Source organism: Clostridium cavendishii DSM 21758, from assembly GCF_900141845.1.
Taxonomy (GTDB): Bacteria; Bacillota; Clostridia; order Clostridiales; family Clostridiaceae; genus Clostridium_AG; species Clostridium_AG cavendishii.
The window spans coordinates 22,710-37,167 of sequence record NZ_FQZB01000014.1 but is presented as its reverse complement, the minus strand read 5'-3'; the positions used below and the strand labels follow the sequence as shown (position 1 = coordinate 37,167).

At 26.7% G+C, this 14,458-nt stretch carries 13 protein-coding genes and 1 other annotated feature; of the genes, 11 read left to right on the top strand and 2 right to left on the bottom strand.

Translation table 11 applies throughout. From position 1 onward, the window contains the following. The first annotated feature begins 3 nt into the window (after nucleotides 1-3). The gene (locus BUB01_RS16150; protein WP_072990318.1) at nucleotides 4-1,224 is read left to right on the top strand and encodes a glycosyltransferase family 4 protein; all 1,221 of its coding nucleotides are present in this window, start codon (nucleotides 4-6) and stop codon (nucleotides 1,222-1,224) included. Nucleotides 1,225-1,401: 177 nt separating this feature from the next. Here BUB01_RS16150 and trpS read toward each other — a convergent pair whose 3' ends face one another. Next, a complete protein-coding gene (trpS, locus tag BUB01_RS16145) occupies nucleotides 1,402-2,400 on the bottom strand; it encodes a tryptophan--tRNA ligase (protein ID WP_072990315.1) in 999 nt (332 codons plus the stop codon). A 143-nt stretch (nucleotides 2,401-2,543) separates the two neighbouring features. Next, nucleotides 2,544-2,782: a binding site (T-box leader), on the bottom strand. A gap of 294 nt (nucleotides 2,783-3,076) precedes the next feature. Here trpS and BUB01_RS22965 point away from each other — a divergent pair. Further along, complete coding sequence (locus tag BUB01_RS22965) at nucleotides 3,077-3,232, top strand: lmo0937 family membrane protein (protein WP_143152519.1); 156 nt, start codon at nucleotides 3,077-3,079, stop codon at nucleotides 3,230-3,232. A 136-nt stretch (nucleotides 3,233-3,368) separates the two neighbouring features. On the opposite strand, the gene BUB01_RS23995 is transcribed toward BUB01_RS22965, so the two are convergent. Then, nucleotides 3,369-4,373 (bottom strand): GerAB/ArcD/ProY family transporter, encoded by a 1,005-nt coding sequence (locus BUB01_RS23995; RefSeq protein ID WP_423231129.1) that lies wholly within the window; start codon nucleotides 4,371-4,373, stop codon nucleotides 3,369-3,371. A gap of 242 nt (nucleotides 4,374-4,615) precedes the next feature. On the opposite strand from BUB01_RS23995, the gene BUB01_RS16135 reads away from it, so the two are divergent. The 9 genes from BUB01_RS16135 (at nucleotide 4,616) to BUB01_RS16095 (ending at nucleotide 14,339) form a co-directional block, all read left to right on the top strand. After that, the gene (locus tag BUB01_RS16135; RefSeq protein WP_072990310.1) at nucleotides 4,616-6,025 is read left to right on the top strand and encodes a spore germination protein; all 1,410 of its coding nucleotides are present in this window, start codon (nucleotides 4,616-4,618) and stop codon (nucleotides 6,023-6,025) included. Then, the gene (locus tag BUB01_RS16130; protein ID WP_159433269.1) at nucleotides 6,012-7,136 is read left to right on the top strand and encodes a Ger(x)C family spore germination protein; all 1,125 of its coding nucleotides are present in this window, start codon (nucleotides 6,012-6,014) and stop codon (nucleotides 7,134-7,136) included. Before BUB01_RS16135 ends, BUB01_RS16130 begins: the two co-directional genes overlap by 14 nt. A 127-nt stretch (nucleotides 7,137-7,263) precedes the next feature. Further along, a complete protein-coding gene (locus BUB01_RS16125; RefSeq protein WP_072990306.1) occupies nucleotides 7,264-7,755 on the top strand; it encodes a YajQ family cyclic di-GMP-binding protein in 492 nt (163 codons plus the stop codon). Between the two features lie 111 nt (nucleotides 7,756-7,866). After that, nucleotides 7,867-8,937, top strand: a complete 1,071-nt coding sequence (locus BUB01_RS16120) for a sensor domain-containing diguanylate cyclase (protein WP_072990301.1) — start codon at nucleotides 7,867-7,869, stop codon at nucleotides 8,935-8,937. A gap of 287 nt (nucleotides 8,938-9,224) precedes the next feature. Further along, the gene (locus BUB01_RS16115; RefSeq protein WP_072990298.1) at nucleotides 9,225-10,379 is read left to right on the top strand and encodes an AlbA family DNA-binding domain-containing protein; all 1,155 of its coding nucleotides are present in this window, start codon (nucleotides 9,225-9,227) and stop codon (nucleotides 10,377-10,379) included. Between the two features lie 177 nt (nucleotides 10,380-10,556). Continuing rightward, complete coding sequence (locus tag BUB01_RS16110) at nucleotides 10,557-10,967, top strand: hypothetical protein (RefSeq protein WP_072990295.1); 411 nt, start codon at nucleotides 10,557-10,559, stop codon at nucleotides 10,965-10,967. Nucleotides 10,968-11,274: 307 nt separating this feature from the next. Continuing rightward, on the top strand, nucleotides 11,275-13,293 hold the full coding sequence (locus BUB01_RS16105; RefSeq protein ID WP_072990292.1) for a ring-infected erythrocyte surface antigen domain-containing protein: 2,019 nt from the start codon (nucleotides 11,275-11,277) through the stop codon (nucleotides 13,291-13,293). 76 nt (nucleotides 13,294-13,369) lie between these two features. Further along, complete coding sequence (locus BUB01_RS16100; RefSeq protein ID WP_072990289.1) at nucleotides 13,370-13,642, top strand: EscU/YscU/HrcU family type III secretion system export apparatus switch protein; 273 nt, start codon at nucleotides 13,370-13,372, stop codon at nucleotides 13,640-13,642. 7 nt (nucleotides 13,643-13,649) lie between these two features. Continuing rightward, nucleotides 13,650-14,339, top strand: a complete 690-nt coding sequence (locus tag BUB01_RS16095) for a metallophosphoesterase (RefSeq protein WP_072990284.1) — start codon at nucleotides 13,650-13,652, stop codon at nucleotides 14,337-14,339. Nucleotides 14,340-14,458: the final 119 nt, after the last annotated feature.

Here is a 14,458-nt window from a genome sequence, read left to right as displayed (position 1 = left end):
TTAATGAAGATACTATTTCTAACACAATATTGTCCTCCAGAAGTAGGGGCTCCTCAGAATAGAATATTTGAGTTTGCTAAAGGCTTAAAGAAAAATGGTCATGAGGTTACTATACTTACAGCATTACCTAATTATCCAAAGGGTGAAATATTCGAGGGATATGAAGGAAGGGGCGTTGTTAAGGAAGAGATTGATGGTATAAAAATAATTAGAACATCTATTTACGCAACTAAAAGTAAAAGTTTTATTAAAAGATTAAGAAACTATTTTTCTTTTACATTTTCATCAGTTTTCCAAGGGCTTAAGCATATAGAAAAGCAAGATGTAGTAATTACAGAATCACCACCTTTATTTTTAGGTTGGTCAGGCTATGTTATAGCTAAAAGAAGAGGTGCAAAATTTGTATTCAATGTTTCAGATCTTTGGCCAGAATCAGCTATAAAGCTAGGTGTGTTACACAATAAATTATTTATAAAGATGTCAGTTTGGCTTGAAGAGTTTTCATATAGAAAAGCTCATTTAGTAACTGGTCAAACTAAGGGAATAGTAAATAATATTGTTGAAAGAGGTTTTTCGGAAGATAAAGTCAAGTTAATAACAAATGGGGTAGATTTAAGCTTATTTAGTAAAGAGAATAGGGATGAACAGTATAGAGAAGAAATAGGGGTAAAAGACAAATTTGCAGTATGTTATGCAGGAATACATGGTATAGCTCAAGGTCTTGAAGTAATAATTGAAGCTGCAAATATTTTAAGAGATAATAAGGATATACAAATTTTATTTTTTGGAGATGGTCCGGAAAAATCAATGTTAATGAACATGGTTAAAGAAAAAGGTTTAGATAATGTTAAGTTCTTTCCAGTTCAAGAAAAGAAATCCATGCCTAGAATAATAGCGTCTATGGATGCAACAGTTGTACCATTAAAAAAATTAGATTTATTTAAAGGTGCATTACCATCAAAAATGTTTGAAGCATTAGCATCAGAACTTCCTATAGTTTTAGCTGTAGAAGGTGAAGCAGAAAAACTTATAAATGATGCTAAGGGTGGAATAGTAGTTGAGCCAGAAAATCCAAAAGAAATAGCTGCAGCTATAGAAAAATTGTATAATGATTCAGCACTTAAAGAGGAACTTGGAAGCAATGGAAGAAAGTACGTTGCTGAAAATTATTCTAGAGAAGCTATTGTTAAGAGATTAGAAGGATATTTGCAAAATATATTATAATATATTAATAAACCGGCAAGTAAAAAAATTATTTTTACTTGTCGGTTTTAATTTTTTTAATTTTCTATTTTTTAAAGTAGAGAAACTTAAAAATATTTTTATTCATAAGGAAAATTTATCAATTATTGATGACTTGGAGCCTGTGATTTAACAAGAAAATTAACAAAAATTATTTGATTATCTAGGAATAAAACCTATTTTCTTTTGCATTTTTCTTAAATTCTTATTAGCTACATAATTAGCTTTTTCAGATCCAGCTTTATAGATTTCTTCTAAAGCTTTTTTATCTGCTAAAAGATTGTGTACTTTTTCTTGTATAGGAGCTAATTCGGAAACTATAGCTTCTGCAACATCAGCTTTAAATTCAGCATATCCTTTGCCATTATACATTGAAACTACCTCTTCTGGAGTATAGCCCTTTATAGCACAAAGGATATTTATAAGGTTTTTAACACCTGGCTGTTCATCTGTGTAGTTTACTATACCAATACTATCAGTAACAGCTCTAGCTACTTTTTTTCTTATAATTTCTGGTGGGTCCATTATTAAAACGAAGCTATTTGGTGAATCATCTGATTTGGACATTTTCTTTTCTGGTTCTTGTAAGCTCATTATTTTTGCTGCAACTTTAGGAGTATAGCCTTCTGGAACTACGAATGTAGGACTATAAGTAGTATTAAATCTATTAGCTATATCTCTAGCTAATTCTAAATGTTGCATTTGATCTTTTCCAACAGGAACTAAATCTGTATTATATAAAAGTATATCTGCTGCCATTAAGACAGGATAAGTAAATAAACCTGCACTTATAGATTCTCCCATAGATTTTGATTTATCTTTAAATTGAGTCATTCTGGATAATTCTCCCATATAACTTGAACAAGTTAAAAGCCAAGAAGCTTCGCTATGTGCTGGTACATGTGATTGAATAAATAAAGTGTTTTTCTTTGGATCTATACCAGCAGCTATATAAATAGCTAAAAGATCTAGAGTTCTTCTTCTTAAATCAGCAGGAGTTTGTTTTACTGTTATAGCATGTAAATCAACTATGCAGAAAAAACAATCATACTCATCTTGAAGTTTAACCCAATTCTTTATAGCTCCTAAGTAATTTCCAAGTGTTAAGTCACCTGATGGTTGGATTCCGCTAAATATAACTTTTTTCTTTTCGTCCATTTTGTAAGACTCCCTTCTTATTTTGTAGTTTTTTATTTTTTTATGTGTAGAAAGTATAAAATTATTTATACTTATAAAGTAATAAACATGAAGTTTGTATTTTTATAAGTATATAATATAAAAAAGCCCTATGAATTATAAATCCATAGGGCGTAATATACACGGTGCCACCTAATTTTAAAAGCTTAAGCTTTCCTCTTAAAGATACATACTAAATGTAGATATCCTGTCTTTATAACGTAAGACTAACGGCTTAAAATACTAAATTTCATCTAAGCGCCTCAAAGATCCATTCATTTTAAGCATAATTACTACATTCTCAGCATTAGTAGTTTTCTGTAAATTTGTTTTTAAAATTACTACTTCTTATCAAAGGTTTTATATTCATTTAATTATTATAATATGACTTTAAACCATATATGTCAACTTATTTTTGAAATTTGACATATTTAATAGAAGATAGTTTTATTAAATATGTTAAATATATATTTGAGAAAAAGTCCAGACTTGACAAATTTATTTTAATAAATTAGCTAATGAAAAATATATAATGAGAGAAATTCTTATAAGGTGTGTAATAGCAGGAATAAAAACATGATTTTTACAAATAATAATTGTGCAAGAATAAACAAATCTCAAGATAGGTTGCACCCTATTTGATTTAGGAGGTGGCATTTTGGCATTTTTAAGATGGTTGGGAGGAATAGTTGTATTCTTCTGGCTTCTAGGTCTAATTTTTAGCATAGGAGGCTATTTCATTAATATTTTACTTGTTGTAGCAGCTATCATCTTTATAGTAGATCTCCTATTTGGAAGAAAATCCACTCCGTAATTTAAAAGCAAAGCACTAATTTTTAGTGCTTTGCTTTCTTTTTAAGATAAATAATATATTTATTTAGAAACTAGGGTTTGAAGCATTATATTAAATTTAGTTTTTAAGTTATTTATTTGTCAAAAGTAATTTCAAATTATTTTACTTTGGTATTCCTTAATTTAAAGTGATAAAGTATATAAATTATAAGTGGTATAGCAAAAAATATTACAAATAATAAATATTGATAATATTTTATAAAATTAAGAGTAAAAAAAACATTATTCCCTATAATTAAAGCTAAAAAATAATTCAGTATAGAGATAAAAATTACAAATGTATTTTTATCTTTTACATTAAATAATAAGGTCAAGGAATACAAGCATATCATATATTTACATAGCCAACTAAGAATAAAGAAAATGAGAAGTAAAATAGAGCCATTTTCTATGAAACCACCATAAGATATCATTTGACATTGAGAAAATATTGGATATAATGTATTTCCACCTCTAATAGGGCCAAAAGTAGCTATGATACCAATTATGAAGAAAATAACTATTATAAATGCAATGATTAATCCTTTTAATATACTTGACTTTAAATTGTTTTTATCTTCTACCAAATTAATTATAGGCAAAAGTATAACGAATGAACTTAAAGAGCCTATCTGACTTATTAAACATAAAGAGTTTTCTTTATTTAAAGTAAAGTTTATAGGTAAAAGATTTGAAAAGTCTTTATGTTGATTAGATAACACAGCAATTAAAAATAATGAAATTAATATGAAGAACATAGAAATACTAGTTACTGAAACTATAGAGTTTAAATCCTTTTTTGATATGAAATAACCAGTAATTGTGAAAAGTAAAATTCCATACCATATGGGAGTTTCTAGAAAAATATTCTCGTGAATAACACTATTAGGTATAGCTAAGCTTTCTACAGTTGATAATATAAGTGTTAGAGAAAAAAGAAAAATATAAAATTTTCCTAGTTTATTTCCAAGAATATTTAAACAAATTTGTTTAAAATCAAAGTTATTATGTTTAGAGCATATATTTAAAATTGTTAGGGAGAAAAGTATAAGAATAATAGATGCTATTATAGTAAATATAAAGGTAACCCTACCCCCAAGATCAATAAAAATTGAAGAGTACATGATAATAGATACTATAGTTATAGATAATATTAAAAGTATAAAGTGTTTACTTGTTAGCTTTTCCAAAATATCCACCTCTTTTATTAATTCTCAATTTAGTATTCTCAAAAAAAATAATATTAAACATTAATTATTAATAAAGAAGATAGGTTGGTAAATTTGTATCTTATTATTTTTTTAATATATAAAAGATGAAGAATATAAAATATTTTTAAGGCTAATACTATTTTCAGGTGATGCAAATGGAAGGACAGTTAAATTATATAAAAGATAAACTTAAAAATAGCTTTGATGTAAAGTATAGGGAGGTAGATTCCGGATTAGGACCTGTTACATTGGTGTTTATAGATCTTTTATGCTCTGCTATTATGATAGGTGATTTTGTAGTAAATCCGTTAAAAAAATTTAAAGATGATATAAAAGAACCTGATGATATTATAACTAAATCTTTAAATACCATTGTAGCAGATTTTTTAAAAGATGAAGAAGAGGCTATAAGTCATATATTATCAGGAGATATAGTCTTAATATTTAAAAATACAGATAAAATGATATATTGTGATGTTAAAGGAGCCGTAAGGAGAAGTGTAGGAATACCTATTACAGAAGCGGTTATCAAAGGACCTAGAGAAGGTTTTACAGAAGCTTTTGTAGATAATATAGCTCTTATTAGAAGACGCATAAAAAGTCCAAAGCTTAAATTTGAACCGATGATGGTTGGAAAAACGTCACAAACTGTAGTATGTATAGGTTATTTAGATGGAGTTGTATCAGGTGAATTAGTTAATGAAGTAAAGCAAAAGGTGCAAGGTTTAGATTATGATTTTATTTTGGATACTAATTATATTGAAGATGAATTACGGGCTAAGAAAACTATTTTTGATACAGTAGGATATACTGAAAAACCAGATGAAGTTTCGGCTAAAATAATGGAAGGTAGAGTTGCTATAATAGTTGATGGCACTCCTTTTGTTTTGACTGTTCCGTATTTCTTTTTAGAGAACTTTCAAACTCCAGATGATTACTATACAAATAAATATTTTGCAAATTTTACAAGAGGTTTAAGATGGTTGGCGTTTTTTATAGCTATGTTTTTACCAGCTCTATATGTAGCGGTAATAACACATCATTTTTCAATGATACCTTCTCTTTTTGTATTTAGATTAGCTGTTGCAAGGGCGGGAGTACCTTTTCCAACAGTGGTAGAGGTTATTCTGATGATGGTATTTTTTCAGCTTATTAAGGAAGCTGGTCTTAGATTGCCGCAGCCTATTGGTACGGCTATGAGTATAGTTGCAGCTTTGATATTAGGAGATGCAGCAGTAGGGGCAGGATTAGCATCAAGGATAACAATATTAATAGTAGCTATAAGTACGGTATGTTATTTTCTAGTGCCTAGAGCTTATGGTGCAATATCCTTATGGTCTATGGGATTTGTTATATTATCAGGTTTTTTTGGTTTACCTGGATTTATTCTAGGTTTTTTAATTTTAGTTTCACATTTATCTAATATAAAATCTTGTAATTTTACATATTTATTTCCTATTGAAACATTAAAAACTCATAAATTTAAAGATTTAATGTTTAGAGGGGATTTAAAAACTATATCAAAAAAAGTAATTGATGAGGATGATAAACATGAGAAAAATTAAGAGCTTAATAGCGGTTTTACTTGTATTTATAATGAGTATAGGTTTTGTAGGTTGCTATAACTATAATGATATAAATAAAATTACATTTGCTACAACAACTATTTTTGATGAGGATGAGTTTGGGAATGTGGTAATTTATATAGAGGGAGTAAAGCCATATAGAAATGCAAATGAGAGCTCTGATAAAGGTAGAAGACTTATATATAAAGGAACAGGTAAGACTGTTTTGGAGGCTATAAAGAATGTGAATATGGCATCTAGTTATAAAATAAATTTTACTCAATGTAGAGCATATATATTTACAGAAAAGGTTGCAAAAACAGGGATTAAGAAGTTTGTAGATATATTAAGCAGAGATCAGGAATTTATGCAAAAACCATATTTATTTGTATTATTTGATGAGGTTGAAAATTTGTTAAAGACAGCCGAAGGTGATGAAGAATATTTAGGGCTTTATCTAGAAGATTTAAGTTTAAAGATGAAAACTAGTCCTAAAGCTGTTACAGTAACAATCAATGAATATTTAAATAATAGAACAAGTGTAGAAAAAATAGGTTTATTAGGAGCTCTTGAATTAAAAGAAGATGTTGGTAAAAAAAGACTTATGCTTAAAGGTGGAGCAATTTTAAAAGATGATATTATGGTTTATAGAATAACAGAGAATGAGGTTTTTAGTTATAATTTTTTAAATAATAAAGTTAAAAGTGCTACTTTAGAACTTTCTAATCCTTTAAATCAAAATAGTTTTATTACTTTAGAAATACTAAATGCTAAAACAACAACTAGTTTAACTTATGATAATGGTAAATATAAACTTAATAAAGGATTAAAACTTAATTGTGCTTTATCAGAATCTCAAGATAATCTTATTTTAACAAATGAGAATCTTAATTATATTAAAGCTGTAGAAGCGGAAGCTATAAAAGAAAAGCTAACCACAATTTTTAAAGATTTTAAAGAAAAAAATTTAGATATTTTCAATATAAATAGACTTTTTGAAATGAGATATTCTGAAAATAAGAATGATAACAGTATTTTTAAAAATACAGATTTAAACCTTGATGTAGAAGTAAATATAAAGGATGTAAGTAATGTGAAAAACACATATTAAAAGTTCGCAAAAATTACAATTAATATTCATATTTACTAGTTTGGTCTTGATATTATATAGTGAATAGAATAAACTTAATATATAGGATAGTAAGTTTATTCTATTTTTTAATAAGGAGGTTTTACTTATGGCAAGTACATATTCTTTTGATGTAGTTTCTAAGGTTGATATGCAAGAAGTAGATAATGCTATTAATCAAGCAATTAAAGAAATTTCACAAAGATATGATTTTAAAGGAAGTAAAAGCAATATTGAATTAATAAAAGATGAAATAAAAATCATATCAGATGATGAATATAAATTAAAAACAGTCATAGAAATATTAAAAGGTAAGCTTGTGAAAAGAGGGATTTCACCTAAAGCTTTAGAGGTTGGTAAAATAGACAATGCTAGTCTTGGTTCTGTTAAAGTTGTTTGTAAATTAGTTAATGGGATATCTAAAGAGAAAGCAAAAGAAATAGTTGTAGATATAAAATCCAGTAAAATCAAGGTTCAAGCTCAAATTCAAGAAGATGAACTTAGAATTTCAAGTAAGGATAAGGATGAATTACAAAGAGTAATTTCTTTATTAAAAGAAAAAGATTTTGGAATAGCATTACAATTTACAAACTATAGATAAGTAAGAATCCAAATTTTTAATTTGGTTATTCGAACTTACTCCTAGGAACAATAGTGAGTAGGAGTTTCATATTAAAGTTAGGTTTTAGTTTTTGAGAGAGAGTGTTGTTTTATGGGAGAGTATAAAATAATGTATGAAAGGCTCCATGAGGAGTTTGAGACCTATCAAAGTTTTGCCGAACGGCAAATGCAAATATTAAATGAGAAAAATATTAAACTAGAAAGAAATTTAGATGCATTAACTAATATTATTGAGATAAGTAAATATGTAAATTCCTATATTTCAGATGATAATTTAATAGCTATGATAAATGATATGATAGTTGGGGTTTTAGGAGTAAATTATTCAACTATATATCTATTAGAAGATGGAATTTTTACAGTAAAGGCTACCAATAGTGATAATTTTAATGCTGATTTAAGTATTTATAATCAGGAATATATAAAGTCAGAAGAGGGCTTTGTTATAAATTCTACTGAGGCTGTATTTCATGAACACACTAATAAAAAAGATATACATTCTGTTATTGGTGTTCCTATAAAAATAAGAAATGAATTCATAGGATATATTATAGTAGAACATACTTATTTCAAGTTTTTTAATAATGAGCATATAAAGTTTGTTGCATCAATAGCAAATCAAATAGCTATAGCTATAGAAAATAGCTTGTTATATAAAAAGGTTGAAGAGTCTTCTAAAAGGGATCCATTTCTTAAAATATATAATAGAAAGTATTTTTTTGAAGCTGTAGAAAGAAATATAATAGATAAAAGTAACTCTAAATTTGCTATAGTTATGGCAGATATAGATAATTTTAAGAAATTAAATGATTCGCATGGTCATCAATTTGGAGATGAAGCGTTAAAACAAATAGTAGAATTATTTTCAAGTTGTTTAGAAGAAGATGATATTATAGCAAGATATGGTGGAGAAGAAATAATATTATATTTAAGAAATTTTAAGGATGAAAAGGATTTATTTAACAGGGTAGATGCTATTAGAAATTTAATTGCTACTACACCTATTTGCAAAAATGAGCTTTGTATGAATGTTACAGTAAGCTTTGGAATTAGTTTTTACCCTTTAGATGGACATACTATAGATGAAATTATAAAGGTTGCAGATATAAATATGTATAAAGCTAAGAATACTGGAAAAAATAAGGTCATAATTTCTTACTAGATAATTTAGGCTTGTAAAAATAATTTACAAGCTTTTTTAATATAGAAAATTATAGAATTAACGATAATAAATTTTATAGGTTCATTATATTTATAAATAGAAATGGGATTATATAAATACTTTATAATTCAGAGTTTTGAGATGTAGTAAGAGATTTTATATAATACCACTATTTTGTCATAAAATAAACTATCATAATTATAAATATTAGTAAATTATTTTAAACTTTAATAATATAATATATAAAGGCTTAAAAAAATTTACATGACAAAGTTTTAGGAGTTATTATGGATAAAAAGAAATTATTTAAGCTTTTAAGATGTGAAGAAGGACCAAAGCTTGATTTTAAACAAATGATAGAACTTAATATGGAATCAGGTAAAAAAGAATTAGCAAAAGATATTTGCGCAATAGCAAACTCTAATGGTGGAAGAGGCTATATAGTGATTGGAGTTGAGGATAAGACTAAAAAGTTAGTTGGAATAAAGTCAGGTGTTAATATAAGTGAGGAGCAAATTCAACAAATCATAACATCTAGATGCGATCCACCTATTCCAATATCATTAGAAATATTAAATATCGATAATTTAACAATAGGAGTAATCGTTATATATGATGGTAAGCAAAAACCATATCAGCTTAGAGAAAATGGAGCTTTTTATATAAGAAGAGGATCTACAACTGATATTATGAGAAAGCAAGAGCTTATAGAGGCTTTTGAGGAAAATTTAAATCTAACAGCTGAGACATGTCCTATTATGAATAGTTCAATTAAGTCAATAGACAGAGAGCTAGTTACTTTATATTTTAAAAATAAAAATATAGAATTAACTAGTGAGAATGAAAGATTTCTTTTACAGAATAGCTCGATAATATTTACAGATATTAATTATGGTATAGAAAAATGTACACTAGGTGGTTTACTTGTATTTTCCTCTATTAATAGCATTTATTTACCTCATAATATGATAAGAATAATAAATAAAATAAATACAAAGGTAAAGGATATGATAATTATACAAGGAAGCTTATTAGAGATGTTAGATAAGGCTGAGATTGCTATAAAGGATATTTTACCTAATGAATATCCATACAAAGGCGTTATGGAAGGAATAAAGAATGCAGTTTTATATAGAGATTATACACAAGTTGATAGAGTTATAGAGGTGGTTATTACACAAAGTAGCATTTCAGTTGTAAGTCCGGGGCAACTTATTAAGAAAAATAGGAATGAAATTCCGTCTTATGCTAGAAGAAATATGTGGATTTATGAAAAGTTAGTTACTATGGATGAGAAGGGCAGATTTTCAAGAAGTGGGAATGGCATGTTTAGAATGAAGAAGGCTTTTAAGAGTATAGGAAAGGTGCTATTTATAAATTCACAGATTCAAGATAGTGTAAAGGTAATATTTCCAGGTGTTAAGGCATATTCAAAAAAATAATAGGCCAATTTACTCGTCTAAAAGCAATTAATTGTAGAATAATCCTTAGCTTCAGATGGAGTTTGATTAGACATACTTATAAAAGTTGAGGCTTAGGGAGAATTTTTAGCTAGTACTTTAATCAATTTTGTTAATAGGGCAAACATATTTGCCAAATAAATATAAGGGGTGGTTCTAGTGATACAAGTATTCTTCAATAAAAGAGGTTCAGGAAAAACAAAAAAGTTAATGAATTTAGCTAATGAGAAGGCCATGGATTGCAGTGGAAACTCAGTTTATATCGATGATGATAAAAGATTAATATTACAACTTCATAGAAATATAAGATTCATATCCACAGAGGATTTCTCTTTGATGGACTATCATGGGTTTTATGGATTTTTGTGTGGCATTATTGCTCAAGACTACGATATTGAGAATATCTATATAGATGGACTTTCTAATATAGTTAGTGGTTGTATGGATGAGGCTGCACATTTATTTTCTAGATTAGAAGATATTCAAAAAACTAGAAGTATAAACGTATACATTAGTATAAATAGCGAAGAACTACAATTACCCGAATTTATAAAAAAATATGTAGCTTAAAATAAAACCCTTGTTATAATTATTTTAGATAATTATAACAAGGGTTTAATTATTTAAAATTTCAATTTTCAAAAATTATCAATATTTACGATAAATGGTTAATAGGTTAATGGTTTTGTTTTACATATTATTACTTTTAAAATTATATTTAGTAAGCTATATAGTATTTAGTTATTTTGGTATGTAATATATAAATTTGGGTTTATTTAAAGCTTTATATGAAACTAAAAAATTATATACTTCCCATTTTTAAAGCTTTAGAACAAGATTATATATACGATATAAGTATTAACAGGAGGTGATTTTATTGCCAGCTATTTGGAATGTATCAAATATTAGTAATTCAAATAATAAAAAAGTATCCTCTAAGCTTACTTTTGATGTAGGAGAAAAATTTTCTGGTAGAATTGTTAAAAGTAACGGAAGCAATGATGTTAGTATTAAGCTTTTGGATGGATGGCAATTTGATGCAAAATTAGATGATAAATTAGAAGATCTTCAAGGCGATATAGTAAAATTTGAAGTGGAAGGTTTTGATGAGGGAAAACTTAAACTTAAAATTGTATCTGATGAAGAAAAAGGGAATAGTAATAATGATGATGTTTTAGGAGATTTTTTAGAAGAAGAAGGTTTATCAAAAGAGGACAAGATACTTTTAAGTAATATGATTAAACATAATATGGTAGCTTCTAAAGAAAATGTTCTTAAAATGAAGAATATAATTACTTTCCAAAATAAAATGAATAACAACCAAGGTGAAATAGATGCTTTTATAGAAAAGTATTTATTAAGTAAAGGAATTTCAGTAGGGAGTGAAAAAGCAAATAACATTTCTAATATACTTAAAAGCTTTTTCAATGAATTTAGCAAGCTTAATGAAGCTGATATATTCATGTTTATGGAAAATAATATAGACTTTACAAAAGAAAATATAGATAGCTACATTAAGCTATTTAAGGAAGATGGAAGTTTATATAAGGATATTAAAAATTTATCAGTAGATATAAAAAATAATATTTTAAATAATGATGAAAATAAAATAATAAAAGAAAATTTAAATAACAAAGAAAAAATTACAAATGTTAATAATGGGGATAGTAAAAAAGCAGAAATTAACCCTACATTAAATAAAGATTTACAAGATAATAAAATTAGTGAATCAGCAACTTTAATTAATAACGATAAAGAAATAAATTTAGATAAAAATAGTATGGCAAATGTAGTTAAAAATATTTATGGATCATCTTCCAATAATAAAGTGAGTATGTTACAACTTTTGAAAACTCTAACATCTAATGAAGTTGATATAATTAAAAACACTTTAAAAGATGTTTTAGGTAATAAACTTGAGTTTCAAAACGGTTCAATAAAGGAAAAATTAGAAAAGATTAATCTCTTAGAGGATAAGGATATATTAAATTTTATTAAAAATACAGTAGAGGAAACTGGAATAGAGCTTAATCAAATTAAGAAGTCCCATATGGAGGAAAGCATTAGTAAGTATTTTAATAAAAATATAACTTTAACTGATAACGAATTTCATAAAATAGATCAAACTATAAAATATGCAATAAATAATAATTTAGGTAATGAAGAAAATAACACAAATGTAGAAAAAGCAGTAGATAATAAAGTCACACCAAAAGAAGTAATAGATGCTACAAATGCTGAAAATGTAGATGACAATATTCAGAAGTCTAATGAGTTTAAAACGACAAGCGTAGTTGATAAGAGTGTAAAAGGATTAGTTTCAGAAATAACGAAAGAACTTAATTCGCAGGAAATAGTCAAAACTCAAATTAAAGAAAAGAGTGAAGAAATAAAAAATATAATAAAGGATATAATGAATAATATAAGTAAAGAAGGAACAGAAACAGCAGATAAATTGTATCAAGTTATAAAGAATAATATGAATGACTTTAAAGTTTTCAATACAATAAGTAATGAATATTATTATATGGCATTACCACTTAATATTAAAGAGGAAGAATATCCTTGTAAGCTTATTGTAAAAGATGATAGAAAACAAGGAAAGAAAATAGATTCTAGTAATGTTAAAATGGTAGTAACCGTAGAAACTAAAAGAATAGGTATGGTAGATGCATATTTAACTGTAAAAGATAAATCAATAGATGTAGATATTAAAAGTGAAAATGAATTTGTAAGAATTCTGGATTTAGGTAAATCAAAACTTGAGGATGCATTAAAGGGATTGGGATTTAATCCTCATATACATGTAAGTAAAAAAGTAATTAAAACAGATCTTACAAATTGTAGAGAGTTCTTTAATGATAATAGCATTTTAGCTATAGATAGAAAAGTTTAATATAAAGTATTTTCATAAATAGGGTTATTAGTATATAATTAAAATGGGATTAAATTTTTAGATGTAGGTGTTCATTATGAATCAAAAACAGACAAGAAAGGCCGCAGCATTAAAATATGAGCAAAACTTTGAAGCACCAATAGTATCTGCTGCTGGTATGGGATTAATAGCAGATAATATTTTGAAAAAAGCTGAAGAAGCTGATGTTCCTGTAGTTTATAATAAGGAATTAGCAGATATGTTGTGTAATATGGAAGTAGGGGAAGCTATACCTACTGAGCTTTATGAAGCTGTTGCACATATTATAGCCTATGTAACGGATATAGATAATTTAATGAAGGTTAGGTGAATTTAGTATGGCTTTGTATGCTATCTCAGATCTTCATCTTGCTTTTAACGCTGATAAACCTATGGATATATTTGGACAGCATTGGCTTAAGCATGATGAGAAAATAAAAGATAACTGGTTAAATAATATAAAAGAAGAAGATACTGTATTAATAGCAGGAGATATATCTTGGTCTATGAAGGCGGATGAAAGTAAACAAGATTTAGATTGGATAGCTTCACTTCCAGGCAAAAAATATATTATTAAAGGTAACCATGATTATTGGTGGTCAAGTATCACTAAATTAAATAAAATGTATGATAATATTAAATTTATACAAAATAACTTTTTTGTATATAAGGATTATGCAATTTGTGGTAGTAGAGGATGGATTTGTCCTGGTTCTGATAAGTTTTCAACTAAGGATGACAAAATATATAAAAGGGAGCTTATAAGACTTAGACTTTCATTAGATGCTGCTAAGAAAGCAGGCTATGAAAAGATAATTTGCATGATACATTATCCACCAACTAATGAAAAGTTTGAGGGTTCAGATATAACTAAAATATTTGAAGAGTATAATGTTGAAAAAGTTGTATATGGTCACTTGCATGGTAATGCATTAGGAAGAGTCTTAAATGGAAAATTCAATGAAGTGAATTATATCATGACTAGTTGTGATTATATAGATTTTAATCCAATAAAGATTTCAGATTAGATATCTTATTACAATATTTAAAATAAAAAGAGGTTATCTATATAGAGTTTTAAAATGTAAACTATACTCTGTAAAATAGACACATAAAAAGAGGTTGTGTCTATCTTACAGGGTATAGT